Raw genomic sequence first — 26,123 nt, 5'->3', positions numbered from 1 at the left:
CTGCTCAGCGATAGGCCACCCGCCGCGCGGCCTCGACGATCTGCTGCACGGAGGGGAGAGCGAGCTTCTCGAGATTGGCGGCGTAGGGCATGGGCACGTCGGCGCCGTGCACGCGCACAAGCGGTGCGTCGAGCCAGTCGAAGCAGTGCTCCATCACCGTCGCCGCAAGCTCGGCGCCGATGCCGGCGTAGGGCCAGCCCTCCTCGACCGTGACGATCCGGTTCGTCTTCTTCACGGAGGCGACGATCGTCTCGATGTCGAGCGGGCGCAGGGTGCGCAGGTTCACGACCTCAGCCGAGATGCCGGCCTCGGCAAGCGCCTCCGCCGCCTGCATCGCCCAGCCGACGGCGATCGAGAAGGCAACGAGGGTGACGTCCGTCCCCTCCCGCTCCACCTTCGCGCGGCCGATCGGGAGGATGAACTCCGGGTCGGTCGGGCAGGGGAAGCTCTGCCCGTAGAGAACCTCGTTCTCGAGAACGATCACCGGGTTCGGGTCACGGATCGCGGCGCGGAGAAGCCCCTTCGCGTCGGCCGAGGACCAGGGCGCGACCACCTTGAGCCCGGGGCAGTGCGCATACCAGGAGGCGAAGCACTGGCTGTGCTGGGCGGCGACGCGCGCCGCCGCTCCGTTGGGGCCCCGGAACGTGATCGGGCAGCGCACCTGGCCGCCCGACATGTAGAGGGTCTTGGCCGCGGAGTTGATGATCTGGTCGATCGCCTGCATCGAGAAGTTGAAGGTCATGAACTCGACGATCGGCTTGAGCCCTGCAAACGCGGCGCCGACCGCAAGCCCGGTGAAACCGTGTTCGGTGATCGGCGTGTCGATCACGCGCTTCGGCCCAAATTCGTCGAGCAGCCCCTGGCTCACCTTGTACGCGCCCTGGTACTGGCCGACCTCCTCGCCCATTAGGAACACGTCCTTGTCGCGACGCATCTCGAGCGCCATCGCCTCGCGCAGCGCCTCGCGGACGGTGATGGTGGCGACGGGCCCCCAGTCCTTCTCGCGCGACGGGGCGGAGGCCGCGACAGCGGCCGGAGCGGCCGGCGCCAGCGACGCCATCGCAGGGTTCGGCGCGGGCGGCGCGACCGGCGCCAGAGGCTTGGACGCGGGGGTCGGTGCTGGCGCGGCGGCCGCTCCCTCCTCCTCGAGCACAGCGATCACGGAGTTCACCGCCACCCCCTCCGTTCCCTCGGGAACCACGATCCGTGCCAGAATCCCCTCGTCGACCGCCTCCACCTCCATCGTCGCTTTGTCGGTCTCGATCTCGGCGATCACCTCGCCCGCCTTAATCCGCTCCCCCTCCTTCTTCAGCCACTTCGCAAGCTTGCCCTCCGTCATCGTCGGGCTCAGAGCCGGCATCAGGATCTCGGTCATCGTGGTCTGTCCCCGGGCAGATAGGCGCTCACTCGGTCTCGACCAGCACATCGGTCCAGAGCTCGGAGGGGTCGGGCTCGGGCGAGGCCCGGGCGAAGTCGGCCGCGTCTTGCACGATTGCCTTCACCTCCTCCTCGATCGGGCGGAGCTGCGCCTCGTCCACCCCGTAGAGTTCGGCGAGCGCCGCCCGCGCGCCCTCGATCGGGTCGTGGCTCTGGCGCATCTCCTGCACCTCCTCGCGGGTGCGGTATTTCGCCGGGTCGGACATCGAGTGGCCGCGGTAGCGGTAGGTCTTCATCTCGAGCAGATACGGCCCCTTGCCGGCGCGGCAGTGGCCAACGGCGATCTCGGCCGCCTCCCGCACCGCCATCACGTCCATCCCGTTCACCTGCATGCCCGGAATGCCCCAGGGCGCACCGCGCTTGGAGAGATCGGCGGTGACGGTGTTGCGCTCCTGCGCCGTGCCCATCGCGTAGCGGTTGTTCTCGATCACGAACACCACGGGAAGCTTCCAGAGCGCGGCCATGTTGAAAGTCTCGAACACCTGGCCCTGGTTCGAGGCGCCCTCGCCGAAGTAGGTCAGGCACACACGGTCATTGCCGCGGTACCAGTTGGCGAAGGCGAGGCCGGCACCGAGGCTCACCTGGGCGCCGACGATGCCGTGGCCGCCATAGAACCCCTTCTCGATGCTGAACATATGCATCGAGCCGCCCTTGCCTTTCGAATAGCCGCCGATCCGCCCCGTGAGCTCGGCCATCACGCCGCGCGGGTCCATCCCGATCGCGAGCATGTGGCCATGGTCGCGGTAGGAGGTGATCACCTGGTCGCCCGGGCTGATCGCGCCCTGCATGCCGACGACGACCGCTTCCTGGCCGATGTAGAGGTGACAGAAGCCGCCGATCAGCCCCATGCCGTAGAGCTGGCCCGCCTTCTCCTCGAATCGTCGGATCAGGAGCATGTCCCGATAGGCCTTGAGGAGTTCGTCTCGGCTCATCGACGGCGCCTTCTCGGCCTTGCCCTTGCGCCGTGCCGCACCTGCCTCAGCCGTGCCTGCCATCCTCGACCCCCGGGCGTATCTTGTCACCGCCGGCACCCGTAGCGAAGCGACACCCCGAACGCAAGCACGAACGCGGCGAAAAACCTTTATGCCGCAATGCAATAGGCGACGTTAACCGGAAAGCGGTCAAGCCGGCTGAAAGCGCTGATTCAGGGCACGCCGCCACGCCGCGGCGTTGCGGCGCCCCCTCCGCCCGCGAAAGGAAGTTGCCGGAACCAGAACCAGGACGATGGGCCGTTGCCGGCCGCCGCGGTCACCAAAGCCGACCGCCGGGACCGTACAGGATCACGAGCTCGTCCTTGCCCGCGAGGTTGAGCATCAGCCGCGCCCGCTCGTCGAGCGCGTCGGCGTCGAGCCGGTCACCGCGAAGCCCGGCGACGCGCGCCTCGAGCCGCGCGCGTTCCGCCTCGAGGCGGGCAAGCTCGGCTTCGGCAAGAGCGATCTGCTCGCGGATGGCGCCGAGAGCGATCAGCCCGCGGCTGCCCTGGAGCGTGTGCCAGACGAAGAAACCGATGACGGCGACGGCGAACACCGTTCCAAACGCCGCGCTGATGCGCCGCCTCGTCTCGAGGGACATCCCCATGCCGGGGAGAGAATCATGCCCTGCCGCGTCGGGGCAAGCCTCACGCGGCGAGCTGGGCACGCCGCAGCGACGCCCGCCCGCCGAACCGTGCCGCCGGGCCGAGCGCCGCCTCGATCCTGAGGAGCTGGTTGTATTTTGCGGTCCGGTCGGAGCGGCTGAGCGATCCCGTCTTGATCTGGCCGCAATTGGTGGCGACCGCGAGATCGGCGATGGTGCTGTCCTCGGTCTCGCCGGAGCGGTGGCTCATCACGCAGCGGTAGCCGGCCCGGTGCGCCATCTCGACGGCCTCGAGCGTCTCGGTCAGCGTGCCGATCTGGTTCACCTTGATCAGGATCGCGTTGGCCACACCACGCTCGATCCCCTCGGCGAGCCGTGCCGTGTTCGTCACGAACAGGTCGTCGCCGACGAGCTGGACCGTCCTGCCGAGACGCTCGGTCAGAAGCCTCCACCCTTCCCAGTCATCCTCGGCGCAGCCGTCCTCGATTGAGACGATCGGCCACCGAGCGCAGAGGCCGGCGAGATACTCGACCATTTCGGACGGCTCGAGCGTGCGCCCCTCCCCTTCCATCACGTAGCGGCCGCCCTTGAAGAACTCGGTGGCGGCGCAGTCGAGCGCGAGCAGCACGTCCTCGCCGAGCCGGTAGCCCGCGCGCTCCGTCGCCTTGGCGATCGCGCCGAGAGCCTCCTCGGCTGAGGCAAGGTTCGGCGCAAACCCGCCCTCGTCGCCCACATTCGTCGCATGCCCCTGGTCGGCGAGCGTCCGCTTCAGCGCCTGAAACACCTCCGCCCCGATGCGGATCGAGTCGGCCACCGTGCCAGCGCCGACCGGCAGGATCATGAACTCCTGCAGATCGATCGGGTTGTCGGCATGCGCGCCGCCGTTGATCACGTTCATCATCGGCACGGGCAGGGTGCGGGCAAGGCTCCCGCCGACCCAGCGCCACAGCGGCACGCCGTGCGCCGCTGCCGCCGCTTTCGCCACCGCCAGGCTCACCCCGAGGATGGCGTTGGCACCGAGGCGAGCTTTGTTCGGCGTGCCGTCGAGATCGATCATGAGCGTGTCGATCATCACCTGCTCGGCGGCGTCGAGGCCGGAGAGCGCGTCGAAGATCTCCCCCTCCACGGCGTCGAGCGCCTTCTTCACGCCCTTGCCGCCAAAGCGCGCCGGGTCGCCATCGCGCAGCTCGACCGCCTCATGCGCCCCGGTCGAGGCGCCGGAGGGAACGGCGGCGCGGCCGACCGTGCCGTCCTCGAGCACCACATCCACCTCAACGGTCGGGTTGCCGCGGCTGTCGAGGATCTCGCGCGCGACGATGTCGGCGATGGCGGTCTTGGGCATGGCGGTCTCCGTCAGGGGTGGTGTCGCGATTAGCCCGGCGACGGCGGCGCGGCAATCGGGCCGGAGCGCGGGGCGGCCCCTCCGTGCGGCACGGGCCGTTCCCGCCGCAGCACACGCCGGCAGCCGCGAGTGCCGGCTCAGGGCTTGGTGAGACGATCGATCGCGACGAGCCGGGCGAGAAGGCCCGGCATCGACTCGAGCCTCTGCATCACCGGCCCATCCGACGGCGCCCGGTCAGGGTCGTCATGGCATTCGATGAACACAGCCGCCACCCCCACCGCGACCGCCGCCCGAGCGAGCACCGGCGCCATCTCCCGCTGGCCGCCGGACGCGCCGCCCAAGCCCCCCGGCGCCTGCACCGCGTGGGTGGCGTCCATCACAACCGGATAGCCCGTCTCGGCCATGATCGGCAGTGACCGCATGTCGGCGACCAGGGCGTTGTAGCCGAACGAGGCGCCGCGTTCGGTGAGCAGGATGCGCTCATTGCCCGTGCTCGCCACCTTGCGCGCGACCTGCGCCATGTCCCACGGCGCGAGGAACTGGCCCTTCTTGAGGTTGACCGCCCGCCCCGTCTCCCCGGCGGCGATCAGAAGGTCGGTCTGCCGGCAGAGGAAGGCCGGGATCTGAAGCACGTCCACGGCCTCAGCCGCGACGCGGCACTGGCGGGGCTCATGCACGTCGGTCAGAACCGGGATGCCGAGGCTTTCGCGGATCTCGGCGAGGATCGCGAGCCCCTTCTCGAGGCCGACTCCGCGCGCGGCCTCGAGGCTCGTGCGGTTCGCCTTGTCGAAGGAGGACTTGTAGATCAGCCCAACCCCCGCCCGGGCTGCGATCTCCTTGAGCGCGCGCGCCATCATCAGAGCATGGTCGCGGCTCTCGATCTGGCAGGGGCCGGCGATCAGGACGAGCGGCCGGTCGTTGCCGATCGCAAGCCCGCCGATCTCGACGCTGCGCTGCTCTGTCGCCATCAGGCGCGAACTGGTTCCGCCGCCCAACGGAGCGCTGCGTTCCCCCGCGGCCGGCCAGCGTGAGAGCCTATCGGGTGACGCATGGCTGACCTCACACGAGCCTACTCTGCTCGAGCGCGGCGCGGACGAAGCTCGCGAACAGAGGGTGCGGCTCAAGCGGGCGGGACTTCAGCTCAGGGTGGAACTGGACGCCGACGAACCAGGGGTGGCCCGGAAGCTCGACCACCTCGGGCAGGGTCGCGTCCGGGCTCATCCCCGAGAACAGAAGGCCGCGCTCCTCGAGCAGCGGTTTGTAGCGGATGTTCACCTCGTAGCGGTGGCGGTGCCGTTCGCTGATCCGCGCCTTGCCGTAGATCGAGCGGACGAGCGAGCCGGGCTGGAGCACACACGGATAGGCGCCGAGCCGCATCGTGCCGCCGAGCTCGCCGCCCGCGTCGCGACGCTCGACCTCGTTGCCCCGGGTCCATTCCGTGAGGAGGCCGACGACGGGGTTCTCGCATGGGCCGAACTCGGTCGATGAGGCGCCGGGAAGCCCGGCGAGGTTCCGCGCTGCCTCGATCACCGCCATCTGCATCCCGAAGCAGATCCCGAAGAAGGGAAGCCTGCGCTCCCGCGCGAACCGGACCGCCTCGATCTTGCCCTCCGTGCCGCGCTCGCCGAACCCGCCGGGGACCAGGATCCCGTGCACGCCCTCGAGGCGATGGATCGCGCCAGGCGTTTCGAAGATCTGGCTATCCACCCAGTCGAGCTTCACCCTCACGCGGTTGGCGATGCCGCCATGGGTGAGCGCCTCGGTGAGCGATTTGTAGCTGTCGAGCAGGTTCGTGTACTTGCCGACGACCGCGATCGTCACCTCGCCCTCGGGCGAGCGGATCGTTTCGACGATCTCCTGCCAGCGCCCGAGATCAGGCTCGGTCTCGTAGGGCAGCCCGAAATGGCGCAGCACCTCTCGGTCGAGCCCTTCGCGGTGGTAGCTCTCCGGAACGGCATAGATCGTGTCGACGTCGAGCGCCGGGATCACCGCCTCCTGCCGCACATTGCAGAACAGAGCGATCTTGCGCCGCTCCGCCTCCGGAATCGGCCGGTCGCAGCGGCAGAGCAGGATGTTCGGCTGGATCCCGACATTGAGCAGCTCCTTCACCGAGTGCTGCGTCGGCTTGGTCTTGAGCTCCCCTGCCGATGGGATCCAGGGAACGAGCGTGAGGTGCACGAAGACGACCCGCCCCGGACCGAGCTCGTTGCCGAGCTGGCGAATTGCCTCGAGGAAAGGAAGGCTCTCGATGTCGCCGACCGTCCCGCCGATCTCGGCGAGAACGAAATCGGCCTCCGCCTCGCCCTCCGCCGCGGTGGGGGCGGTGATCACCGCCTTGATCGCGTCGGTCACGTGCGGGATCACCTGAACCGTGGCGCCGAGATAGTCCCCCCGCCTCTCCTTGGCGATTACGTTGGCGTAGATCCGGCCGGTGGTGACGTTGTCGTCCCTTGTGGCGTTGACGCCGGTGAACCGCTCGTAGTGGCCGAGATCGAGGTCGGTCTCCGCCCCGTCCTCGGTGACGTAGACCTCACCGTGCTGGTAGGGGCTCATCGTCCCGGGATCGACGTTGAGATAGGGGTCGAGCTTGCGCAGCCGAACGCGGAACCCGCGCGCCTGCAGAAGCGCCCCGAGCGCAGCCGATGCCAGCCCCTTGCCGAGAGAGGAGACCACGCCGCCCGTGATGAACACGTATCGCGTCATGGGCGGGCACCATACGCACGCAGGCGTGAGGTGCTCAACGCCCCTCCTGCGCAGGCCGGATCCGCGCGGCCGAGCGTTTGAACGGCTTGACGGCTCAGCGGCGTCAGTTGGTCGGAACCGCCGGGCCGGAGGGCTGCGTTGCCGGCGCGGGCACGGCCGGAGCACTGGACGCGGGCGGCTGCTCGAGCAGTGACCGCGGCTGACGGGTGCCCTGGTTGAGCAGGGCAAGAGCGAGCGACAGCGCGAAAAAGATCGTGCCGAGCACGGCGGTGGTGCGCGTGAGCAGATTGGCGGTGCCACGGCCGGAGAGGAAGTTCCCTAGGCCGCCGGAGCCCGAGCCGATCCCGAGGCCCCCGCCCTCGCTGCGCTGGAGCAGCACGACGACGATCAGAGCGACCGTCACGAAGAGGTGGATGACCAAGAGGATGGTGGTCATTGGCCTTCTGTGTCCGTTCCAGCGTGCCGAGGGCCTATAGCGGCTTCGCAGGGCCTGCGCCACCCCCGCACCCGTGCCACGGACGGTCTGGTCACGGGGCCGCCGCGGCGATCGCGAGGAAATCCCGCGCGATCAGGCTCGCCCCTCCCACCAGCACGCCGCCGACATCTGGCACGGCCAGGATCTCGGCCGCGTTCGCCGGCTTGACGCTGCCGCCATAGAGGATCGGCACCGCTGCCATCTCGCGCTCCGCAAGCAGCCTCCGGATGTGCCGGTGCATCGCCCCGATCTCGTCGCGCGTGGGCGTCCTCCCGGTGCCGATCGCCCAGACCGGCTCGTAGGCGACAATCCCCTGGGCTTCGGCGAAGCCCTCGGGAAGCGAGCCGAGGAGCTGCGTCTCCACCACCGCCTCGGCGGCGCCACGGTCGCGCTCGGCCAGGGTCTCGCCGACGCAGACGATCGGCCGGAGCTGGAAGCGAAGCGCCATCCTGGCCTTGGCGGCGACGATCGCGTCCGTCTCGCCATGGTCGGCCCGCCGCTCCGAATGGCCGAGGATCACGAAGGACGCCCCGGCGTCCTTCAGCATCGCGGCGGAAATATCGCCCGTGTGCGGCCCTTCGGCCTTGTGGTGGCAGTCCTGCCCGCCGGCACGGACCGAAGAACCGTTCAGCTCGGCCGCGACCAGAGCCAGGACCGTAGCGGGAGGGCAGAGGACGAGGCAGGCCCGATCGGCGACCGTGCCGGCCCCGTCACGCACAGCTCGGGCGAGCGCGCGTGCCGTCTCGGAGAGCCCGTTCATCTTCCAGTTGCCGACGATCAGCGCGCCTGCCATCCGCGTCCCCGCCCACCGGGGGCGCTTCCTACAGGCTGGTCGAGGGATTGGGAACCGGGGTTTGTTGCCGTGCCCTGGCCGCTCGCCTATGGTCCGCGCCCTCGATTGGGCACCGTCTGAGGGTTCGCGTCCGATGCTCACCGCCATGCGCGGCTGGCTCAGCTCCTGGGTCGCCAAGGCGCTGTTCGTCCTTTTGATCCTCTCCTTTGCGGTCTGGGGCATCGGCGACTTTGTCACCGGCCGGGGCAGAGCGCCGACCGCGGTCGCGACGGTCGGCGACCGCGAGGTGCCGCTCGCCGACGCGACGGACGCCTATCGACGCCAGCTCGCCGAGTTGCAGAGGACGTTCGGCCCGCAGTTCCAGCCGCTCGCGCCGCTGCGCCAGAGGATCGCAGAGGATGCTGTCAACCGCCTCGTCACGCTGACCGCGATCGCGGCGGAAGCCGAGGCGCGGGGCATCGTGGTGACGGACGACGCGCTCCGCGAGGCCGTATTCTCGGCCCAGGCCTTCCAGGGCCTCGACGGCCGCTTCAGCCGCGTCGCCTTCGACGCCTTCCTGCGCAACGCCGGGCTGACCGAGGCTCGCTTCCTCGAGCTGTTGCGCGGCGACGTCAAGCGGCAGCAGCTGCTTGCCGCCGTGCGCGCGGGCGCGGTGGCGCCGGTGGCGCTTGCCGCACCGGTGCTCGCCTTCCGGGCGGAGGAGCGAGAGGTGCTCGCCGTGGAGATGCCGTTTATCGCCGCCGCCGCCCCGCCGGAGCCCGCCGAGGATCAGCTCCGACGTTTCTGGGAGAACAACGCCGAGCGCTTCACCGCGCCCGAGTACCGGCGCTTCGCCTTGGTCGCGCTCACCGTCGAGGACGTGGCGCGCGAGATCACGCCGACAGAGGCGCAGCTCCGCGCCGCCTACGACGCCCGCGCCGCGGAGTTCCAAAAGGCGGAGCGTCGGACGATCGAGCAGGCGGTTCTTGCAGACGAGGCCGCCGCACGCGCCCTCGCCCAAGCCTGGCGCGAGGGGCTCGACTTCGCGTCCGTCGAGGCGCGCGCCGCCGAGGCCGGTGGCACGGCCGTCGCGCTCGGTGCTGTCACCGCTGCCGAACTCCCCGATGCGACGCTGGCCGAGGCGGCCTTCGGCGCCGGCGCAGGCGCGGTGCTCGAGCCGCTGCGCACACCCTTCGGCTGGCATGTGATGCGGGTGGTTGCCATCGCACCCGCCACCACTCGGAGTTTCGAGGAGGTGCGGGAGGAGCTTGCGCGCGACGTGGCGGGGGAGCTCGCCGCGGAGCGGATCTACAGCATCGCCAACCGGGTCGAGGACAGCATCGCCGAGGGAATCCCGCTCGCCGAGGTTGCGCGTCGCCACGCGCTCAGGCTTCGCGACATCCCGGCGATGGATCGTAACGGGCGCGCTCCGGACGGGACGCGGATCGACCTCGCGCCATGGGGCACGCGGGCGATCGACACCGTCTTTGCCACCGAGCCTGGTCCGCCCACACGGCTCGTGGAGGCGGACGGGGCCAACTTCTTCGCCGTCCAGGTCGAGGCGGTGACGCCGCCCGCGCTGCGGCCGTTCGAGACCATCGCCGCCGAGGTACGGAGGGCCTGGGAGGAGGCGGAGCGCCGCCGGGCGATGGAGACGCAGGCCGCGCAGCTTCTCGCGGCCGTCCAGGGCGGGACGCCGTTCGAGGCGGCGGCGGCGGCGCAGGGCTGGACGGCGCGCCGGATCGGCCCCTTCAACCGGGCGGCACGCGGCGCCGGGGCGCCGCCGCCGGCGGTGTTGCAGGCGATTTTCGGCCTCGCGCCCGGCGGAGTGACCATGGTCGAGGCGAATGAGGCGTTTATCGTGGTTTCGCTCGCGCGCGTGATCAGGCCCGACCCAACGCCCGAGCGGCTCGAGCCGGTGCGTGCCGCCCTGTCCAGTGCGCTTGCCGATGACCTCGAGGCGCAATTCGCCCAAGCCATCCAGACGCGCGCCGGGGCGAGGATCGACCCGCGGGCGATCCGGATCATGGTCGGCACCGATCCATGACTGAGGCGCACGACCCGCAGGCCATCCGCGCGGCCTATGCCGAGGGCAGGCCGCAGCTCCTGTGGACCACAACGGTGAGCGATCTCGAGACGCCGGTCTCCGCTTTCCTCAAGCTGGCTGCCGGGCGGCCGAACGCGGTTCTGCTCGAGAGCGTCGAGGGCGGCGCCACGCGCGGCCGCTACTCCATCATCGCGCTCGACCCCGACCTGATCTGGCGCTGCCGCGGCGACCGGGCGGAGATCAACCGGTTCGCGCTCACCGACCCGGAGGCCTGGCGCCCGGAGCCGGAGGGAGCGCTCGCCTCGCTGCGGGCGCTGGTCGCCTCGGCTCGGGTGGAGGTGCCTTCGCACCTGCCGCCTATGGCCGCAGGCCTCGTGGGCTACCTCGCCTACGATTTCGTCCGCCGGATCGAACGGATCCCCGAAACGAACCCCGATCCGCTCGGCCTGCCCGACGGAATCCTGATGCGGCCGACCATCGTCGCCGTGTTCGATACGGTGGCAGACACACTCACCTTCGCCACGACGCTCCGGCCCGAACCGGGGCTCGACGCTGAGGCGGCGATTGCCGCCGCGGAAGCCCGCCTCGCCGCAGCCGCGGCCGCGCTCGCCCGCCCCCTTCCTCCGCCGCCAGCCGCACCGCGCACGAGCGCCTCCCTCGGGCCCGTCGAGAGTAACATGACGGAGGCCGAGTTCATCGCCGCGGTCGAACGCGCCAAGGCGTACATCGCCGCAGGCGATGCGTTCCAGATCGTCCCCTCGCAGCGCTTCCGCGTTCCCTTCTCCCTGCCGCCCTTCGCCCTCTACCGTTCCCTGCGCCGGCTCAACCCCTCGCCCTTCCTGTTCTTCCTCGACTTCGGAGGGTTCGCCGTGGTCGGCTCCTCGCCCGAGATCATGGTTCGCCTGCGTGACGGGGTGGTGACGATCCGGCCGCTCGCGGGAACACGCCCACGCGGCGCCACCCATGAGGAGGACCAGCGCCTCGAGCAGGAACTGCTCGCCGACCCGAAGGAGCGCGCCGAACACCTGATGCTGCTCGACCTCGGGCGGAACGATGTGGGCCGTGTGGCCGCCATCGGCAGCGTGCGCGTCACCGAGCAGTTCGTGGTCGAGCGCTACAGCCATGTCATGCACATCTCCTCCACCGTGGAGGGAAGGCTGCGCGAGGGGCTCGATGCGATCGACGCGCTTTGCGCCGGGTTCCCGGCCGGCACCCTCTCCGGCGCGCCGAAAGTCCGCGCCATGGAGATCATCGAGGAGCTCGAGCCGGAGCGGCGCGGGATCTACGCCGGGTGCATCGGCTATTTCGACGCGCGCGGCAACATGGACACCTGCATCGGTCTGCGCACCGCCGTGGTGAAGGACGGCATGCTCTATGTTCAGGCCGGCGCCGGCGTGGTGGCCGACAGCGACCCGAAAGCGGAGTACGAGGAGACGCGCCAGAAGGCGCGCGCGCTGATCCGCGCCGCCGAGGAAGCCGTGCGCTTCCAGCGCGGCGGGCGCTGAGAGGTGGGGTCAGGCCAGGGCGCGGGCCGCGATCGCGCCGGCGATCGTTCGCAGACGATCGTCCGACTAATCGGCGCCGTCGGACAGGACCGCCGCCCCCTCTTCGTGCGTTTCAGAAAGCTCCGCGAGCAGGCGGGCCGCGACGGAGGAAAGCGGCTCCTCCCCGGCGACCTCGATCGCCTCGCGCGGCAGCGAACGCGTCGCCGTCGCCGCCTCGAGCCGCGCAATCAGCCCCTCCGCCTCGGCCACACACCGTTCGAGGGTCTCGCTGGTGGCAGCAAGCCCGCCTGCGAGGGAAGAGAGTCGAGCCTCCTGCTCGCTGTGCTCGGTTGCCGCTGCCTCGGCGAGCGAACGGGCGCAGGCCTCGACCCGGGCGACCGCCGCGGCCGCGGCATCGCCCGCGCGCCATACGGCGTCGATCGCGATCACCTCGGAGACGTCGGCAAGCCGGGTCACGGCGGTCTCGACCGCGAGCCCGGCGGCAGCGACGACCTCCTCGCGCAACGCTGCGTGGCGGGCTGCCTCGGCCTCGAGCAGAGCGGCGAAATCTGGAACCACGAGCGACGATGCGGCGCTTTCGACCCGGGCTGAGGCGGCATCGAGCCGTGCAAGCCCGTCGGCCAGCAGCGCCGCGCTCGCCCCGAGCGACTCGGCAAGGGCGGCGAGGCGCTCCCCACTCGCCGCAGCGGACGGCAGGCGACTGATGGCCTCGAGCAGAAGCGGCATCACCGCCTCGAGGCGGCGTGCCTGGTCGGCGCCACGCGCGAGCGCCTCGCGCAACGCCGCCTCGGCGGGCGATGGCTCCCGCCGCGCCATCAGCTCGGCCAGGGCTTCCGTCACCGCGCTCGCTGCCGCACCTGTCCGGTGCGATGCCGCCTCGATCACACTCGCGTATCCGGGCAGGTGCGCGAGCGCGCCGCTCGCCGCTGCGGCGGCCGCAGCGGCGCTGGCGAGCCGCTGCTCCGTGCTCTCCGCTGCGGCCGCGAGCCGGCCGCTCGCGCGTGCCGCCTCGATGATCGACTGAGCGGCCTCGGCGACCGCGCGGCGGGCAACACCCATCTCCTCGCCGGTCTCGCGAAGGGTCAGTTCGAGGTTGGCCGCAAGCCGGCGCATCTCGAGGAACGGATCAGGCGGCGGCGAGGCAGGCTCGGCGAGGCGCGCGATCTCGCGCGCGAGCCTGCCCCAGAGATCGCGCCGCGCCGTTCCCCACCCGGACGCGCCTTGCTCCAGCGAGGCGCGCAGCGCCTCTCCCGGTGCGAGCGCGAGCGGCGCGGCGACCAGCGCCAGCACGGCAGCGACGATCGACGCAGCAATCGCCGCGATCGCGATCGGCTCTGCCGTTGCCGAAGCGAGATGGAATATCGCAAGGCCGGCGGCGACGGCGGCGATCGCCGCAGCGGCGATCCAGGTCGCGCCGAGCGTCCTGATCATGCCGGCACCATCGCGCGACTCTCCGCCCACGACATCCCGACTGTGGGGACCGCGACGGTTCTGCCGCATAGGGCGAAGAGCTCGTCACGCCGGAACGCCCGCGCGCCAAGACCTTCGGCGAGACCGCGCAACAACCCGTAGGCACGGCCCGCCTCGCGGTACCGCCGCTCGCAGCGGCGGCCACCGTCGCGCCGTGGGTCGAGCGCGAAGGCAAGCCCGCGCCAGCGCCGCGCGAGCTCGGTCGGATCGGTCCGGTCGCGAAGCGCGAGCATCGCCCAGGCGCGCTCGAGCGCCGCGCTTTCGGCGCGCTCGAGCCGGAAGGCCGAGAAGGCGAGCGGGGGGAGCGGCCCCTCGATCGTGACGGTGCCGTCGAGCCGCACGGGGACCTCGGCCAGAAAAGCGAGCATGCTCGCCGTTGACGCCCGCGGCATCAACAGGCTCGCCACGAGACCTGCACGCGTGCCGCGCAGCCTGACGCTGAGGGCCTTCGACAGGAGTGCGGACCGGACGAGGCCGGCCCGGTCGGCGGCGCACGGCCGCCGTTCCGACTGCATGATCGTGACGTCCCATTGCTGCGCCTCCCCGTCGCGGGCGAGCGCATCGGCGAGCGGGCCGGAGGCGGCGGCGATCACGTTCGGCCAGGCGGACGCGTCGCAGACCGCCCGGCCCGGATCAGCGGGAAGGAAGCTCGAGACAGCCGCTGCGCGGCCCAGTGCCGACCGAAGCTCGTCACGATGGTCCATCCAGGCGCGGCCGCGCACGGCAAAGCCGGCGATCCTGCCTGCGCGGCATACGATCACCGGGATCGGCCCTGAGCCGAGCGCCGCCGCAACCCTTGCCGCCCCTTCTGCCGGCGCAACACCGAGGACCGTGAGCACCACCCGTGCGGTCATGGCGACAGAGGGCCCGGCCGGTCGCCGCAGAAATGGCCGACGAGCTTCTGGAGCATCTGGCGATACCGCGGATCGACGAGCCCATCCGGCCCAACCTTCAGCCGTGCGCCAAGCACATCGAGAACAAGCGCGACGAACAGCGGATCGTCGGCGCGGATGGCGGCTCCCGAAGCCTTCGCAAGGGCCGCGAGCGTGATCGCGCAGCGCAGGCTCGGCCGGTGCGCGTATTCGCGCGAGCGCCTGAGGTCGCGCACCATGTCGATGATCCGCCCGGCTTCGTCGGGGCCGAGCCCGCTTCGGGCGCAGACGATCGCAAGCTCGGTCTCCCGGTCATACCCGTCGCAGTCGATCGTGACCAGACGGTCGAGCAGAAGCTCCGGCACTGCCGCGCCCGGGCGCGACAGGACGATCACCCGGAAGCCGGAATGCGCCGGTGCCCCTCCAGAGAGCGTGGCGGCAAGCCGCGGCACGGACGCGGCAAACCCTTCCGCCTCGGCATCGACGATGAGCGTCGCGCCTGCAGCCGAGGCGACCGTCAAGGCCGCGAGCGGCTCGACCGGCGCACCGAGGGAAGCGATGACGATCTCCCCGCCGCGCCGCGCGGCAAGTGCACGCGCAAGCGTTGCCTTGCCCGTGCCGGCCGGCCCCCTGAGGTGCAGGCCGTACCCGACCGAGAGGTAGAGGCTGGCCCGCGCGGCGATCGCGTCGATCGCGCCGGTCCAGACAAGGCCTGGCTCGACCGCGCCGTCGGCCGCTCGCTCCGACGCCTGCCGCTCCTCCTGCCCAGAGCCTTCCGTCCGACCGCTCATGGCTCCCTCGCCGCCTTGCGGCTCTTTATCAGCCTCGGCGTTAACGCCCGGTGAACGCGATCGCATGAGGCAACGCCATGGCGTTGCCAGGAGCGTCTCGCCCGGGCCAAATGGCGTGGCCGCGAAGGGGCGCGGGACGGGCTGGCCGGACAAGGAGGGGGCGAGGGGGTGAGCGAACGCGTTGCGATCGTGACCGGGGCGGGGAGCGGCATCGGGCGCGCTGCTGCGCTTGCTCTTGCCGCCGACGGTTGGGCCGTCGTTCTCGCCGGCCGCCGTCGCGAGGCGCTCGAGGCGACCGCAGCCGCCGCCGGCCCCGCGAAGACGCTGGTGGTGCCGACCGATGTCGCGAAGAGAGAGGAGGTCGACGCCCTGTTCGCGCAGGCGGTGCAGGCCTTCGGCCGCGTCGACTGCGTATTCAACAATGCGGGGCTGAACGCACCCGGCGTGCCGCTCGAGGACCTGCCGTTCGAGACCTGGCAGGCCGTGGTCGACGTGAACCTCACCGGCGTGTTCCTCTGCACCCAGGCGGCGTTCCGGGTGATGAAGAGCCAGACGCCACGCGGCGGGCGGATCATCAACAACGGCTCGATCAGCGCCCATGCGCCGCGACCGGACAGCGCCCCCTACACGGCCACCAAGCACGCCGTGCTCGGGCTGACCAAGACCGCCTCGCTCGACGGTCGCAAGTACGACATCGCCGTCTGCCAGATCGACATCGGCAACGCCGCCACCGAGATGACCGAGCGGATGACAGCTGGGGTGAGGCAGGCGGATGGCCGGCTCGCCGTCGAGCCGAGGATGGACGTCGCCTATGTCGGCCGCGCCATCGCCTTCATGGCGAGCCTGCCGCTCGATGCCAACGTCCAGTTTCTGACGATCATGGCAACCAAGATGCCCTTCCTCGGCCGCGGATGACCGCACGACGGCGCACCCTCCTCGCCGCCGCGGCAACCGCGGCGCTTGCTCCTGCGGCCCGCGCGGCCGATCCTGTGGACGTCGTGCTCGTGCTCGCGGCGGATGCCTCCGGCTCGATCGACGCGACCGAGTTCCGCCTGCAGAAGGAAGGCATCGCCGAGGCGGTCGGGGATGCCCGCGTGCTCGCCGCCATACGCTCGGGGCCCATCGGGCGGATCGCCGTCGCTTATGTGGAGTGGGGAGCGCCCGGCGGCGCGGTGACCGTGGTGCTCGGACCATCATCGCCGGCGCGGAGGGGGCGTCCTCCTTCGCGCGTGCGCTGCTCGCGGCGCCACGGTCGGTTCAGTCCTGGAACGCGATCGGGGACGCGATCGACCACGCCGTCGCGCTGCTCGAGGCCTCCCCCTTCGAGGCGACCCGCAAGGTGATCGACATCTCTGGCGACGCGGGCGACATGCGCAGCCTCCGCCCCGCCCCGCTCGCGCGCGATGCGGCGGTGGCGAAGGGCGTGGTGATCAATGCGCTCGCCATCGTCGAGGGACGCGCCGGGCTTGTGGCGCAGTACGAGCGCGACGTGATCGGCGGCCCGGGCGCCTTCGTCGAATCCGCACCGACCAGGGCGGAGTTCATGGCCGCCCTGCGGCGCAAGCTTGTCCGCGAGATCGCATGATCCTGCTCGTCAAGACGGGCGGCGCGGCGTCGCTGCCCGAGTGGCAGGCGCTGTTCGCCGAGCTTTTGCCGGGCCTTGAGGTGCGCTGGTGGGACGACCCGACGGTGCGGCCCGAGGACGTCGCCTACGCCTTCGTTTGGGCGCCGGAGCCGGGGCGCCTCGCGAGCTTCCCGAACCTCCGGCTGGTCATCTCTTCCGGCGCGGGTGTGGACCATCTGCTGGCGGATGACCGCCTTCCCGCGGTGCCGATCGCCAAGATGGGCGCGCCCGAGGCGGTGGCGCGGATGCGCGAGTATGCGCTCGCGACGGTTCTGTTCCATCATCGGAAGTTCCACCGCTTCATCGCCAACCAGCGCGTGCGTCGTTGGGAGGAGGCGGAGACGACGGAGGCCGCGAACCGCACCGTCGGCATCATGGGTCTCGGAACACTCGGGCTTCCCGCCGCCTGCGCCCTGCGGGAGGCCGGCTTCCGCGTCCGCGCCTGGGCGCGAACGGAGCGCGCGCTCGAGGGAATCGAGACCTTCGCCGGCGCCTCCGCCCTTCCGGCCTTCCTTTCCAGCACCGAAATCCTGCTCTGCCTGCTCGCGGCGACGCCCGAGACAACGGGAATCCTCAACGCCCGCACCTTCGCGATGCTGCCGCGCGGGGCGTGCGTGATCAACGCCGCGCGGGGATGCCATGTGGTGATCCCCGATCTTCTCGCCGCGCTCGAGTCAGGTCAGCTCGAAGCAGCGACGCTCGATGTGTTCGACGTCGAGCCGCTGCCAGAGGACAGCCCCGTCTGGACGCATCCGATGATCTTCGTCACCCCGCATGTCGCGAGCTTCCCGGACAGGGCTGCGCGGGCTCGCTTCGTTGCGGAGGCGATCCGTGCCTTCGAGGTGGACGGGACGGTGCTGAACGCCTTCGATCCGCGCCGCGGCTACTGAGCGCGGGTGGCGCAGCGCCCCCGGCCCTCAGACTTGCGGGTCATGCGCCTTGCGCTTCGCCTCCTCCGCGCACGCCGATCTGGCCCCATCACATTCAGCGCTTCTCGACACCCCAGAAGACGGGGATCGTCGTCTGGCGGATGCCGTGGATGTTGGCGCGGTAGGCGGCGAGCGTCCGGAACTGCCCGGCGTTGATGTAGGGAATCACCTCGTAGGCGCGGGCGTGCACGCGGTGCAGGAGCTCCTGACGCCTCGCGGGATCAGATTCCTCCCACCAGGCCCGCCGAAGCCGCTCGAGCTCCTCGTCGCATGGCCAGCCGGTGATCCCGCCGTCGCAGGGAGAGGCAAGGTAGAGATTGGTGAGCGGGTTCTGGCCGTCGAGCACGTTCGCCACCGTCACGAACATGTTCCACCCCCCCTGCTCAGGAGGCTCGCGTCGGTTGCGACGCTGCGTCACCGTCGCCCAGTCCATCGACGGAACGTCCATGTTCAGCCCTGCCTTGGCGAAGGCCTGGGCCATGGTGAGGGTTGCGGCATTGTTGATGGGGCTGTCGGTCGCGTTCATGAACACGATCCGCCTGCCGTCATAGCCCGCTGCCTGCAGCAGCGCTCGCGCGCGGGGGATATCCGCCTCGCGCAGCCCCTTCGCCCCGGCACTGCTCTCGAGCGGCGTGCCGCACATGAAATAGGCCGGGCAGTAGGGCACCTGTTCCGAGGGGCGAACACCGATCGCCTGCAGCACCTCCTGCTGATTGACGAGGTAGAGCAGCGCCTCGCGCGCGCGCGGGTCATTGAACGGCGGATGGAGGTGATTGATCCTGAGCCAGACCATGAAGCCGACCGGATTGAGAGCGATCAGGCGTATGTTGCGGTTACGTTCCAGAACCGGGACGAGGTCGGGCGAGGGCTGCTCGATGAAGTCGATCTCGCCGGTCTGCAGCGCTGCCGCCGCGGTCGCCCCGTCCGGCATCGAGACCCACTCGATCCGATCGACCTTCGCGACCTTCCCGCCCGCAAGCCCATCCGGCTCCTCCGCGCGCGGGCGATAGTTGGGGTTGCGCACGTAGACCGCCCGGTTGCCCGCCTGCCACTCCGATGCGCGGAAGATGAAGGGCCCGGAACCGGTCGCGTCTGTGATCGCCGTGGTCGGCGGGGTGGCGGCGATGCGCTCCGGCATCACGAAGAGGGCGCTCGCCGTCGGCCGGGCGAGTGCCTCGGTGACGAGAGCGAACGGACGCGAGAGCCGGATGACGAATGTCCTGTCGTCGACGACCTCCATCGCCGCGGTCGCAGACGCGAGGGCCCGCCCGACGACGTCCCGTTGCGCCCAGCGTCGGATCGAGGCGACGGCATCCGCCGCGCGCACGGGCGCACCGTCATGGAAGGCGAGCCCCTCGCGCAGGGTGAAACGGTGCTCCATCCCGTCCCGCGAGGCGACATGCGTCTCGACCATCTGCGGGCGTGGGACCCCACGGCTGTCAAGGCCGAACAGCTGATCGTAGACCATGAAGCCATGGTTGCGCACGAAGGCGGCCGTCGACTGCACCGGGTCGAGACTGGCGAGGTCGTTGATCAAAACGATCCTGAGCGTGCTCTGCGCGGGCGCCTGGGAGAGGGCCGGCGCGGCGAAAGCTGCGACCGAGATCGACAGAGCCGTACACACGGCAAGAGAGCGTCGTGCCATCGCGGTCACATCTCGACATCCGTTAAGTGACCGGCACGGTATCAACCGCGATCCGACGCGGCAAGATGGACCAGGATGATGCTCCTGCCTCCCTCGACAACCTCCGGTGACGATCCGCGTCCGCCGGCCGCCCACGCGCACGGAACAGAACCGCAGCTGCGGCGATCCAGGCTGCGGGAAAGCTCGGCGCGAACACGCCGGGGCCGAGGCGCTTGACGCACCCGCGGATGCGCTCGAACATCCCCTCGCGAGCACAGCATCGCCGGGAGCTCTGCACGTGAGCCGTCTTTTCGCAACGCCCCCCTCGTGGCGCGCCGTCCTGCGGCGATCGCCGCCACGCTGGAACGCTTCCTCGTGACGGACTCCGCACCGGGCGCGGACATCATCCTCTGGGGAGGCACGATCTGGCGTGGCCTGGGCCTCCCGAAAGCGACCGCGCTTGCCGTGGGCGGGGGATCGATCGTCGCCGTCGGCACCGACGACGAGGTTCTCCCCCTCGCCGGCCCGCACACGCGCCGGGTGGACCTCGCCGGGCGCCTCGCGATTCCCGCGTTGAACGAAGCCCACATGCACCTGCTTCCCTACGGGCTCGGCCTTGCGGAGGTGAACCTGCGCGCCGAGGAGGTGACGACGCTCGACGAACTGCTCCGACGCATTCGCGCCGCGGCCGAGACGGCACCGAAGGGGGCGTGGGTGATCGGCCGAGGCTATGATCACGGTGCCCTGGACGTCGGGCGGCACCCGACGGCCGAGGAGCTCGACCGCGTCGCGCCGGACAATCCCGTGTTCATCCGCCGAACCTGCGGCCACATGGGAGTGGCCAACAGCGCGGCGATGGCGCGCGCGGGCGTCGGCCACAACACGCCCGATCCGGAAGGGGGCGTGATCGAGCGCCGGGAGGGCCGCCTCACCGGTCTGTTCCAGGAACGCGCGATGCGGCTCGTCCTTGATGTCGTGCCACCGCCCTCGGAGGCGCGGATGGTCGAGGCGATCGAAGCGGCCGGGCGTGAGCTCGCCGCGCTCGGCTTCGCCTCGGCAACCGACATGAATGTCGGCATGACGGCGGGCATGGCCGAGATCGCCGCCTACGAGCGGGCAAAGGCCGAGGGGCGCCTCTCACAGCGCATGTGGCAGGTGCTCGCCGGCAATCCGGAGGGGATCGCCGAGACCGCCTGGGCCGCCGGGCTCAGGCCGAACGCGGGCGACGAGAGGCTGCGCTGGGGAGCGGTGAAGGTGTTCGCCGACGGCTCGGCGGGTGGGCTGACGGCGGCGTTCTTCGATCCCTACCTCGAGCAGGCCGGCGGCGGCCGGGGTGTGTTCTGCTTTCCGGACGAGACGATGCATCTCCTGCTCGGCCGGTATCATCGCCAGGGGTGGCAGCTCGACATCCACGCGATCGGCGACGCCGCGATCGAGCAGGTGCTCACCGCGATGGAGACGGCGGACACGCCCGAGCACCAGCTCGCCGGCCGTCGGCATCGGATCGAGCATTGCGGCTTCGTGACGAAAGACCAGCGTCGCCGGATGCTCGCGCGCGGCATCCTGCCCGTGCCCCAGCCCGTGTTCATGTACGAGTTCGGCGACCTCTATGTGCGCAATCTCGGCCTGCCGCGCGCGGAGGCCGCCTATCCGATGCGCACCTGGCTTGCCGAGGGGCACAACCCCTCCGCCTCGTCCGATTGTCCTGTCTCGACCGTCGATCCCTTCGTCAATCTCTACGCGATGCTGACGCGGCGCACGAACCGGGGCACCGTGCTCGGCGCGGATGAGACGCTGACGCTTGCCGAGGCGTTGCACTGCTACACGTGGTGCGGCGCCTTCTCGCAGTTCGCCGAGACCCGTCGCGGCAGGTTGAGCCCTGGGCTCGATGCGGATATCGCCGTGCTCTCGGAGGACCTCTTCGCACTCGAACCGGAGGCGCTCATCGAGCGTGTGCGCGGCATCTCCTGCGACCTGACGCTATGCGGCGGTGTCGTGACGCACGATCGCCACGGCGCGCTCGCCGCACGTCACTGACGGCCGATGCTCGCCCATATCGCTCGCCGGCTTCTCACCGCGATCCCCGTGATGTTCGGGGTGCTTCTGATCGGCTTCATCCTGCTCCAAGTCGTGCCGACCGATCCGGCGGTGGTGCGCGCCGGCCCGCTCGCCACGCCGGACGTGATCGAGGCGATCCGGCGCGACCTCGGTCTCGACCAGCCGCTCTGGATGCAGTTCCTGCTCTATCTTGGTCGGCTCGCCCAGGGCGATCTCGGCGTCTCGATCATCAACAACGTGCCCGTCGCCCAGGAGCTCGGCGCCACGATCGGGCCGACGCTCGAGCTGATGGCCGGTGCGCTGTTCTGGTCGATCCCGCTTGGGATCCTGCTGGGAACCGTCGCCGCATATTGGCGCGGCTCGCTGCTTGACCGCGCCGTGATGGCCTTCGCGGTGGCGGGCGTGTCGGTGCCGGTGTTCTTCGTCGGGCTGATGCTGATCTGGCTCGTCGGTTTCAAGTGGCAGCTTCTGCCCTTCACCGGCCGGGGAGGGCCGATCTGGACCCTCGAGGGGATCAAGGCGCTCGCGCTTCCGGCCCTCACCCTCGGCGGCGTGTTCGTCGGCCCGGTGGCGCGGATGACGCGAACGGCCGTGCTCGACGTGCTCGGGGCGGATCACGTCCGCACCGCCCGCGCCAAGGGGCTCGTGGAGCGGATGGTCGTGCTTCACCACGCCCTGCGCAACGCGCTCATCCCGGTGGTGACGTTGATCGGCCTTCAGGTCGGTTTCCTGCTCGGCGGGGCAGTCGTCACCGAAACGATCTTCTCCTGGCCCGGTGTGGGGCGGCTTGCGGTCGGGGCGATCCTCTCCTCCGACATGCCGGTCGCGCAGGGAACGATCATCGTGCTCTCGCTCGGCTTCATCCTGATCAATCTGCTCGTGGACGTGCTCTACGCAGTCCTCGACCCGCGGGTGAGGGCCGCATGACAGCGGTGGCGGCGACCACGGACGTGCCACAGGCGCCCGCGCGCCCGGGCGTGCTGCGGCGATTGGTGTCCGATCCGGCCGCGGCGATCGCGCTCGGCTTCGTCCTCGCAACCCTGTTCGCCGCCCTGTTCGCGCCGTGGCTCACCAGCGTCGATCCTTACGAGAACAATCTGAGGGCCACGCTGCAGCCGCCCGGAGGCGAGTATCTCCTCGGAACCGATGCGCAGGGGCGCGACCTCGTGGTGCGCTGCCTGTTCGGGCTGCGGGCCACGCTCTTGATCGGCCTCGTCTCGCTCGCGATCGGCGGTGCCATCGGCATTCTCGTGGGCTTCCTCGCCGCGTTCTACCGCCGGCTCGACGGCATCCTGATGCGGCTGATGGACATGCTCCTCTCCTTCCCGGCGATCCTGTTCGGGCTTGCGATCGCGGCGATCTTCGGCCCCGGCCTCATCGCGGTGGTGATCGCCCTCTCCATCGCGACCGTTCCCTTGATGGCACGGATCGTCCGCGGCGCCGCCCTCGTCGTGATGAAGCTCGATTATATCGAGGCGGCGCGCGCGGTGGGAATGAGCGACGCCCGTCTGATCTGGCGCCATCTCGCGCCGAACTGTCTCTCGCCGATCTTCGTGTTTGCCACGCTCCGTTTCGGCCAGGTGGTGCTGCTCGGCTCCGCCCTCTCCTTCCTTGGCCTGGGCGCGCAGCCGCCGACGGCCGAGCTCGGCGCGATGGCGGCAGAGGGGCGCAACTTCCTCTTCTTCGCGCCGCATATCGCGGTCGTACCCTCGGTACTGATCTTCCTGGTCGTGCTCGCGTTCAACGTGCTCGGTGATGCCCTGCGCGACGTGCTCGACCCCAAGCTTCGTGTGTGACGCCTCAACGAGACGGGAGACGAACAATGCCGCTTCGACGGACGATCAAGGCATTGCTGATGGGCGCGGCCGGCGCTTTCAGCATGTTTTCGGCCGAAGCTGCCTGGGCGCAGGCCGCGCCCCGGAACACCCTCGTCGTCTTGCGCGAGATCGACGCCGACCGCTACGACCCGCACAAGGTGACGGCCTTCGCCGCCGGCGAGGTCATCTACATGATGACGGACACGCTGGTCTCGCTTGATTGGGACCAGAAGACCATTCGCCCAGGCCTTGCGACATCCTGGACCGTGAGCGAGGACGGCAAGCTCTACACCTTCAAGCTGCGTGACGACGTGACCTTCTGCGATGGGCGGAAGATGACGGCCGAGGACGTCGTCTACTCCCTCAAGCGCTGGATCGACCCCGCCACGCGCAGCCCCGTGCGCGGCCGAGCCGGGAACGTGAAGGATATCCGCGCCGTCGATGCCACAACTGTCGAGTACGAGCTCGAGGAGCCGTTCGGCGAGCTCCTGCTCCAGCTCACGCTCTACTTTGCCGGCGTGATCGACCGAAACACTGTCGAGCGGCTCGGCGACAATTTCGGCACCCAGGGCTTCAACGGAACCGGCCCCTTCTGCTGGGTGAGCTGGACGCCGAGGCAGGAGCTCGTGCTGCAGAAGCACCCGACCTACGCCTGGGGCCCGCCGATCTACCAGAACCCGCGCCCGCAAGTCGATCGCGTGATCTGGCGCGTGATTCCCGACCCGAACACGCGGATCGCGGCACTGCAGACGGGCCAGGGTGACATCACCCAGTACATCCCCTTCTTTGCGGTGGAGACGCTGAAGCGCACGCCCGGTATCACGATGACGCGCCAGGAGAACTATTTCGTCGACGTCTTCATGGGCTTCAAGGTCGACAAGCCGGTGGTCAGCGATCCCGTGATCCGCCGCGCCGTCAACCTTGCGATCGACCGAGATGCGATGGTGCGGGCGACCTTCTTCGGCGCGGCCGACCCGATGCGCTCCATCATCCACCCCGCCGCCCCCGGCTTCGACCCTGAAGCGAAGGCGATGCAGGTCGGTTACGACCCAGCCGAGGCACGGCGTATCCTCGACGAGGCTGGGTGGCGGCCGGGGCCTGACGGGATTCGCGTTAAGGACGGGCAGCGCGCGTCCTTCCTCGTCTACGGCATCACCACGCAGGCGAACCGGCAGATGACGGAGGCGATGCAGGCTGATCTCCGGCGCGTCGGCATCGAGATGCGAATCCAGCTCTTCGACGCAACCGTCGCTTGGGGCCGGCTCGCGACCCAGGAGTTCGACGCCTTCACGATGTCCTACCCCTACACCTCGGCAACGGATGCGATGAGCCTCTATTTCCGCTCCGCGGCGGTGCCGACGCCGAACCGGATGAACTGGAAGAACGAACAGACTGACGCGTGGATCGCGACCGCCCGCGCAGCACTTGACGAGCGGGTGCGGCAGGAGGCGATCGCCAAGGTTCAGCGCCAGCTCACCGAGGCGAATGTGTGGTTCCCGATCGCGCACTCGCAGCTCTGGCTCGCCTCGGGCAGGCGGGTCCAGGGCGCACGCCCGCACGGCGTGTATTCCGCTGCCCTCTACAAGGGCCTCGACATCCGGCTGACGCAGTGAGGAGGCAGCAATGACCGAAGCGCCGCTCGCACCTGAGCCGACCACGCTCGTCCGCAACGCCGCCTTCGCAGTGGCCTGGGATGCGTCGGCAGAGAGGCATGCCTACATGCCGGGAGCCGATGTCGCCTGGCGCGGCGGCGCCATCACCTTCGTCGGGCGTGGCTACGATGGCCCTGCGGATCGGGTGATCGACGGCTCGGGGCTGATGGTGATGCCCGGGCTCGTCAACATCCACTGCCACCCCTCCTCGGAGCCGATGAACAAGGGGCTGACCGACGAGGTCGGCTCCCCCGGTCTCTACAACTCCTCCCTCTACGAATACCTGCCGATCTTCCGGGGCGATCCATCAGGCGTGAAGGCCTGTGTGCGCGTGGCGCTCGCCGAACTCCTGCTTTCGGGTGTCACCACGGTGGCCGATCTCTCGATGGCCCACCCCGGTTGGCTTGACCTGCTCGGCGAGAGCGGCCTGCGTGTCGTGATCGCGCCGATGTTCCGCTCGGCGCGCTGGTTCACGCGCAACGGCCACGTGGTTGACTACGAGTGGGACGAGAAAGCAGGCGTGAAGGCGATGGAGGAGGCCTTCGCGCTGATCGAGCGGGCGGAGCAGCACCCTTCGGGCCGCCTTTCCGGCATGGTCGTGCCGGCGCAGATCGACACCTGCACGCCCGAGCTGCTGAAGGACAGCCATGCCGAGGCGAAGCGCCGTGGCCTCTCCTGGCAGATCCATGCCGCTCAGAGCGTGGTCGAGTTCCACGAGATCACGCGCCGGCATGGGCTGACGCCGATTCAGTGGCTCGACAAGCTCGGCACGCTCGGGCCCAACACGATCATCGGCCACGGGATCTTCCTCGACGACCACCCGCGCACGCGCTGGTCGACCGACATCGATCTCGGCCTTCTCGCTGACAGCGGAACGACCGTCGCGCATTGCCCGACCGTGTTTGCCAGGCGCGGCATCATGCTGCGCGACTTCGGCCGCTATCGCCGCCGCGGCGTCAATATCGGCCTCGGCACCGACACCTTCCCGCACAACATGCTCGACGAGATGCGGCTCGCGGCTTATGCCGCGCGGATGATGGCTGAAACTCCCCGCGCGCTGACCTCGGCCGACCTGTTCGAGGCGGCGACGGTGAATGGCGCCAAGGCGCTCGGGCGCGACGACATCGGCCGCCTCGCCCCAGGCTGCCGCGCCGACCTCGTTCTGGTCGACATCACGCACCCCGGCATGCGCCCCGCCCGCGACCCTGTGCGCAGCCTGATCTACGCCGCGGCCGACCGTGCGATACGCTCCGTGTTCGTCGACGGCCACGAGGTCGTGCGCGACGGGAAGTGCCTCACGATCGACTACGCCGCCGCCGCCGCCGAGCTCGAGGAGGCGCAGAAGCAGATGATCGCAGGCGTGCCGGAGCGCGACTGGGCGCACCGCCCGCTCGAGGCGATCAGCCCGCCAACCTTTCTCACGATCTGAC

At 70.1% G+C, this 26,123-nt stretch carries 22 protein-coding genes and 1 pseudogene; 11 read left to right on the top strand and 12 right to left on the bottom strand.

The features are described from left to right. Window positions 1-4: 4 nt before the first annotated feature. The 8 genes from KO353_RS00785 to tpiA all read right to left on the bottom strand — a co-directional run bounded on the left by KO353_RS00785 (window position 5) and on the right by tpiA (window position 8,325). A complete protein-coding gene (locus tag KO353_RS00785) occupies window positions 5-1,375 on the bottom strand; it encodes a pyruvate dehydrogenase complex E1 component subunit beta (protein WP_218285901.1) in 1,371 nt (456 codons plus the stop codon). 28 nt (window positions 1,376-1,403) lie between these two features. Continuing rightward, the gene (gene pdhA, locus KO353_RS00780; RefSeq protein WP_218285900.1) at window positions 1,404-2,432 is read right to left on the bottom strand and encodes a pyruvate dehydrogenase (acetyl-transferring) E1 component subunit alpha; all 1,029 of its coding nucleotides are present in this window, start codon (window positions 2,430-2,432) and stop codon (window positions 1,404-1,406) included. A 253-nt stretch (window positions 2,433-2,685) separates the two neighbouring features. Further along, window positions 2,686-3,015 carry an FtsB family cell division protein gene (locus KO353_RS00775; protein ID WP_235691962.1) on the bottom strand — a complete coding sequence of 110 codons (330 nt, stop codon included), beginning with the start codon at window positions 3,013-3,015 and terminating at the stop codon, window positions 2,686-2,688. 40 nt (window positions 3,016-3,055) lie between these two features. After that, window positions 3,056-4,354 (bottom strand): phosphopyruvate hydratase, encoded by a 1,299-nt coding sequence (gene eno / locus KO353_RS00770; protein WP_218285899.1) that lies wholly within the window; start codon window positions 4,352-4,354, stop codon window positions 3,056-3,058. 137 nt (window positions 4,355-4,491) lie between these two features. Continuing rightward, window positions 4,492-5,322 (bottom strand): 3-deoxy-8-phosphooctulonate synthase, encoded by an 831-nt coding sequence (gene kdsA / locus KO353_RS00765; protein WP_218285898.1) that lies wholly within the window; start codon window positions 5,320-5,322, stop codon window positions 4,492-4,494. 91 nt (window positions 5,323-5,413) lie between these two features. Then, complete coding sequence (locus KO353_RS00760) at window positions 5,414-7,057, bottom strand: CTP synthase (RefSeq protein ID WP_218285897.1); 1,644 nt, start codon at window positions 7,055-7,057, stop codon at window positions 5,414-5,416. Window positions 7,058-7,160: 103 nt separating this feature from the next. Beyond that, window positions 7,161-7,493 carry a preprotein translocase subunit SecG gene (gene secG / locus KO353_RS00755; RefSeq protein WP_218285896.1) on the bottom strand — a complete coding sequence of 111 codons (333 nt, stop codon included), beginning with the start codon at window positions 7,491-7,493 and terminating at the stop codon, window positions 7,161-7,163. Window positions 7,494-7,584: 91 nt separating this feature from the next. Then, a complete protein-coding gene (tpiA, locus tag KO353_RS00750; RefSeq protein ID WP_218285895.1) occupies window positions 7,585-8,325 on the bottom strand; it encodes a triose-phosphate isomerase in 741 nt (246 codons plus the stop codon). Between the two features lie 133 nt (window positions 8,326-8,458). Here tpiA and KO353_RS00745 point away from each other — a divergent pair, with 133 nt between their 5' ends. Beyond that, a complete protein-coding gene (locus KO353_RS00745) occupies window positions 8,459-10,351 on the top strand; it encodes a peptidylprolyl isomerase (protein WP_218285894.1) in 1,893 nt (630 codons plus the stop codon). Beyond that, window positions 10,348-11,856, top strand: coding sequence for an anthranilate synthase component I (gene trpE / locus KO353_RS00740; RefSeq protein ID WP_218285893.1), 1,509 nt, complete (start codon window positions 10,348-10,350; stop codon window positions 11,854-11,856). The genes KO353_RS00745 and trpE overlap by 4 nt, the downstream gene beginning before the upstream one ends. Window positions 11,857-11,922: 66 nt before the next feature. Here trpE and KO353_RS00735 read toward each other — a convergent pair whose 3' ends face one another. From KO353_RS00735 to KO353_RS00725, 3 genes are read right to left on the bottom strand one after another with little or no spacing between them, the layout of a single operon-like run. Beyond that, window positions 11,923-13,287 carry a hypothetical protein gene (locus tag KO353_RS00735; protein ID WP_218285892.1) on the bottom strand — a complete coding sequence of 455 codons (1,365 nt, stop codon included), beginning with the start codon at window positions 13,285-13,287 and terminating at the stop codon, window positions 11,923-11,925. Continuing rightward, the gene (locus tag KO353_RS00730; RefSeq protein ID WP_218285891.1) at window positions 13,284-14,168 is read right to left on the bottom strand and encodes a hypothetical protein; all 885 of its coding nucleotides are present in this window, start codon (window positions 14,166-14,168) and stop codon (window positions 13,284-13,286) included. The genes KO353_RS00735 and KO353_RS00730 overlap by 4 nt, the downstream gene beginning before the upstream one ends. 8 nt (window positions 14,169-14,176) lie before the next feature. Beyond that, entirely contained in the window at window positions 14,177-14,989 is an 813-nt protein-coding gene (locus tag KO353_RS00725) for a hypothetical protein (RefSeq protein WP_218285890.1), read from the bottom strand. A 168-nt stretch (window positions 14,990-15,157) separates the two neighbouring features. Between KO353_RS00725 and KO353_RS00720 the strand changes: the two genes are divergently transcribed. From KO353_RS00720 to KO353_RS00710, 4 genes and pseudogenes are all read left to right on the top strand, one after another. Beyond that, on the top strand, window positions 15,158-15,904 hold the full coding sequence (locus KO353_RS00720) for an SDR family oxidoreductase (protein ID WP_218285889.1): 747 nt from the start codon (window positions 15,158-15,160) through the stop codon (window positions 15,902-15,904). Beyond that, window positions 15,901-16,095, top strand: a pseudogene (locus KO353_RS16630) (DUF1194 domain-containing protein); the annotation flags it as partial. The gene KO353_RS00720 and the pseudogene KO353_RS16630, both read left to right, overlap by 4 nt. Window positions 16,096-16,139: 44 nt before the next feature. Continuing rightward, window positions 16,140-16,574: a DUF1194 domain-containing protein gene (locus tag KO353_RS16625; RefSeq protein WP_268906202.1), complete on the top strand. Its 435-nt coding sequence runs from the start codon at window positions 16,140-16,142 to the stop codon at window positions 16,572-16,574. Continuing rightward, window positions 16,571-17,503, top strand: coding sequence for a 2-hydroxyacid dehydrogenase (locus KO353_RS00710; RefSeq protein ID WP_218285888.1), 933 nt, complete (start codon window positions 16,571-16,573; stop codon window positions 17,501-17,503). The genes KO353_RS16625 and KO353_RS00710 overlap by 4 nt, the downstream gene beginning before the upstream one ends. A gap of 94 nt (window positions 17,504-17,597) precedes the next feature. On the opposite strand, the gene KO353_RS00705 is transcribed toward KO353_RS00710, so the two are convergent. After that, on the bottom strand, window positions 17,598-19,187 hold the full coding sequence (locus KO353_RS00705; protein ID WP_218285887.1) for an ABC transporter substrate-binding protein: 1,590 nt from the start codon (window positions 19,185-19,187) through the stop codon (window positions 17,598-17,600). A gap of 306 nt (window positions 19,188-19,493) precedes the next feature. On the opposite strand from KO353_RS00705, the gene KO353_RS00700 reads away from it, so the two are divergent. Genes KO353_RS00700 through KO353_RS00680 form a run of 5 tightly spaced genes read left to right on the top strand, consistent with a single transcriptional unit; the run spans window position 19,494 to window position 26,122 of the window. After that, window positions 19,494-21,203, top strand: a complete 1,710-nt coding sequence (locus tag KO353_RS00700; protein ID WP_235691961.1) for an amidohydrolase — start codon at window positions 19,494-19,496, stop codon at window positions 21,201-21,203. Between the two features lie 6 nt (window positions 21,204-21,209). Continuing rightward, complete coding sequence (locus KO353_RS00695) at window positions 21,210-22,151, top strand: ABC transporter permease (RefSeq protein ID WP_218285886.1); 942 nt, start codon at window positions 21,210-21,212, stop codon at window positions 22,149-22,151. After that, window positions 22,148-23,020 carry an ABC transporter permease gene (locus KO353_RS00690; RefSeq protein ID WP_218285885.1) on the top strand — a complete coding sequence of 291 codons (873 nt, stop codon included), beginning with the start codon at window positions 22,148-22,150 and terminating at the stop codon, window positions 23,018-23,020. The genes KO353_RS00695 and KO353_RS00690 overlap by 4 nt, the downstream gene beginning before the upstream one ends. 26 nt (window positions 23,021-23,046) lie before the next feature. Then, window positions 23,047-24,654 (top strand): ABC transporter substrate-binding protein, encoded by a 1,608-nt coding sequence (locus KO353_RS00685; protein WP_235691960.1) that lies wholly within the window; start codon window positions 23,047-23,049, stop codon window positions 24,652-24,654. A gap of 10 nt (window positions 24,655-24,664) precedes the next feature. Further along, complete coding sequence (locus KO353_RS00680; protein ID WP_218285884.1) at window positions 24,665-26,122, top strand: amidohydrolase family protein; 1,458 nt, start codon at window positions 24,665-24,667, stop codon at window positions 26,120-26,122. Window position 26,123: the final 1 nt, after the last annotated feature.

The sequence above is a fragment of the Elioraea tepida genome (assembly GCF_019203965.1).
Taxonomy (GTDB): domain Bacteria; phylum Pseudomonadota; class Alphaproteobacteria; order Acetobacterales; family Acetobacteraceae; genus Elioraea_A; species Elioraea_A tepida.
The sequence above is the reverse complement of the archived record's forward strand: the minus strand, read 5'-3'. Positions and strand labels throughout refer to the sequence as shown.

Coding starts and splice junctions, on each gene's coding strand:
- KO353_RS00685 (WP_235691960.1), top strand. CDS start 23,047: ATGCCGCTTCGACGGACGATCAAGGCATTGCTGATGGGCGCGGCCGGC.
- KO353_RS00785 (WP_218285901.1), bottom strand. CDS start 1,375: ATGACCGAGATCCTGATGCCGGCTCTGAGCCCGACGATGACGGAGGGC.
- eno (WP_218285899.1), bottom strand. CDS start 4,354: ATGCCCAAGACCGCCATCGCCGACATCGTCGCGCGCGAGATCCTCGAC.
- KO353_RS00690 (WP_218285885.1), top strand. CDS start 22,148: ATGACAGCGGTGGCGGCGACCACGGACGTGCCACAGGCGCCCGCGCGC.
- pdhA (WP_218285900.1), bottom strand. CDS start 2,432: ATGGCAGGCACGGCTGAGGCAGGTGCGGCACGGCGCAAGGGCAAGGCC.
- KO353_RS00705 (WP_218285887.1), bottom strand. CDS start 19,187: ATGGCACGACGCTCTCTTGCCGTGTGTACGGCTCTGTCGATCTCGGTC.
- kdsA (WP_218285898.1), bottom strand. CDS start 5,322: ATGGCGACAGAGCAGCGCAGCGTCGAGATCGGCGGGCTTGCGATCGGC.
- KO353_RS00745 (WP_218285894.1), top strand. CDS start 8,459: ATGCTCACCGCCATGCGCGGCTGGCTCAGCTCCTGGGTCGCCAAGGCG.
- tpiA (WP_218285895.1), bottom strand. CDS start 8,325: ATGGCAGGCGCGCTGATCGTCGGCAACTGGAAGATGAACGGGCTCTCC.
- secG (WP_218285896.1), bottom strand. CDS start 7,493: ATGACCACCATCCTCTTGGTCATCCACCTCTTCGTGACGGTCGCTCTG.
- KO353_RS00760 (WP_218285897.1), bottom strand. CDS start 7,057: ATGACGCGATACGTGTTCATCACGGGCGGCGTGGTCTCCTCTCTCGGC.
- KO353_RS00710 (WP_218285888.1), top strand. CDS start 16,571: ATGATCCTGCTCGTCAAGACGGGCGGCGCGGCGTCGCTGCCCGAGTGG.
- trpE (WP_218285893.1), top strand. CDS start 10,348: ATGACTGAGGCGCACGACCCGCAGGCCATCCGCGCGGCCTATGCCGAG.
- KO353_RS00725 (WP_218285890.1), bottom strand. CDS start 14,989: ATGAGCGGTCGGACGGAAGGCTCTGGGCAGGAGGAGCGGCAGGCGTCG.
- KO353_RS00775 (WP_235691962.1), bottom strand. CDS start 3,015: ATGGGGATGTCCCTCGAGACGAGGCGGCGCATCAGCGCGGCGTTTGGA.
- KO353_RS00695 (WP_218285886.1), top strand. CDS start 21,210: ATGCTCGCCCATATCGCTCGCCGGCTTCTCACCGCGATCCCCGTGATG.
- KO353_RS00680 (WP_218285884.1), top strand. CDS start 24,665: ATGACCGAAGCGCCGCTCGCACCTGAGCCGACCACGCTCGTCCGCAAC.
- KO353_RS00735 (WP_218285892.1), bottom strand. CDS start 13,287: ATGATCAGGACGCTCGGCGCGACCTGGATCGCCGCTGCGGCGATCGCC.